The 1592-nt window shown below is 22.2% G+C and carries 1 protein-coding gene; it reads right to left on the bottom strand.

Going from position 1 to position 1592, the window contains the following annotated elements; genetic code table 11:
* Nucleotides 1-834: 834 nt before the first annotated feature.
* A partial coding sequence (locus tag CD121_RS11030; protein ID WP_126568291.1) for a hypothetical protein occupies nucleotides 835-1592 on the bottom strand: 758 nt, incomplete at its 5' end.

Raw genomic sequence — 1592 nt, 5'->3', positions numbered from 1 at the left:
TTCTTTCATAAAAAGCTTACTCATAGGCTTTTTCTCTTTTATTGCTACTATTTTAGGTATAGTATTAACAATTAAAAATTTATTCTTTACTTAAGTCGAGTTAATTTTTATAGAGCACAATTAATAAAGGATGTTGTATAACACGACATCCTTTATTATATAACTTACCGTAGGTTACACAAACTCATTCCTCACAGCAACACAAGACGTTTCTATAGTTACATTTTATTAAATTGTTCGTATACGCTTTTAATTATTTTTTATTATTTGTAGATAGATTTAGAGAGAAAAGATAAATGATTAAAGTTATTTTAATAAATATATATATCGAAATTATAGGTAAAATTAACGATAAATAATATATAGATAACTTAACCCAATAATTCGCACCTTTAAAATTAAAATAATGCATAACTAGAAATAAGTTTAAATAAACTATGATAGTAATTAAAGAAAGAACAATATAAAATATACAAAATGTTATTATATTTTTAAAAAGCTTCTTAGCCTGGCCGTTATATTTTTCAATATTTCCAGCCATGAAGGTTAGAGAAGATAGGGTAAAGCCAATAGTAATTGAATAATAAGTTAACAAAAGAGGAATAAATTTTTTTAAAACATCTAATTCTGGGTCAAGATTACATTCTATAATTTCAAAAGCGAAGCAAAGAATAATTATAAATAATATAATAAGTATAAATAAATCTAACTTATTAAATCCTTTTTTAAAATCTTTAAAAAAATTACATGTATAAAAAAACTTCTCTTCTTTGTTTTAGAACTAGTATTGTCTAAATTATTTATTCTTCTACTCATAATTACTACTCCATTCCTCTATAATTCTACCCCTTTAATACCTCTATATTGAGAGTTATCAATATTCAATTGATTCTCTTCTTCAATTATGCTTTGAATATTTTGAAATAATTGTTGTTCTATTGGGAACCCCTTTATATCAACTTCATTTTTTACATAAAAATCTCTAGTTGTTGAATCTTCAGTGATTTTTTTAGGATAATTATTACTTACATTTCCTTCCACAGCAATATCTTTATATTTTTTACTTTTCGCTAAATATTCAATAAAATTTTTTAATTCGTCAGTAAGTTTTTTATTTTTAAATTTGGTAAGCTTAATTTCTGTCTGATATTCTCCAACATTATTTTTATCTAAATTTTGTTTTAAATCAGCAAAGATATTATTATCTTTTTCATCGTCAATTATTGTTTTTGAAGGATTAATTTTAATACTTTTAACTGTTTTTAACTTACTAATTTTCTCAAGAAATGGTAAAGGTTCTAATAATTCTGTCATATAAAGCTTATTATTATTTTCATCTATAAATGCTTTAGGATTTTCTTCATTAAATTTATTTATATATTTCATTCTTTTAGGTTTTTTTATAAAAAAGTAATTTCTTAATCTTTCAATACTGATAACATATAACTCGTCGTTAACAATATAAAAATATCCACTCTTTTTATCAATTAAGAAACTGACTTTATTTTTAATAGCATCATCTTCTTCATTTTGTCTTGTTACTTTAAATTCAATAATGTTTAAATTATCTGATATAAAGCCATGTTTTAAAG

Source organism: Staphylococcus pasteuri, from assembly GCF_003970495.1.
Lineage (GTDB): Bacteria > Bacillota > Bacilli > Staphylococcales > Staphylococcaceae > Staphylococcus > Staphylococcus pasteuri.
Note: the sequence above shows the minus strand (reverse complement) of the source record. Positions and strands in the feature narration are given on the sequence as shown.